Here is a 236-nt window from a genome sequence, read left to right on the forward strand (position 1 = left end):
CGGTGAAATTGAACTGGCCGTGAAGATGCGGCCTACCCGTGGCAGGACGAAAAGACCCCGTGGAGCTTTACTGCAGCCTGGTGTTGGCTCTTGGTCGCGTCTGCGTAGGATAGGTGGGAGCCTGCGAAGCCGCCCTTTCGGGGGTGGTGGAGGCGCCGGTGAAATACCACCCTGATGCGGCTGGGGGCCTAACCCTCGGGTGGGGGGACAGCGCTTGGCGGGCAGTTTGACTGGGG

General features: G+C 64.4%; 1 rRNA gene. It reads left to right on the top strand.

Features of this window, described 5'->3' with window-relative positions:
• A 23S ribosomal RNA gene (locus tag ACYQ0J_RS13905) occupies positions 1-236 on the top strand; the annotation flags it as partial.

The sequence above is a fragment of the Thermus sp. FJN-A genome (assembly GCF_054655095.1).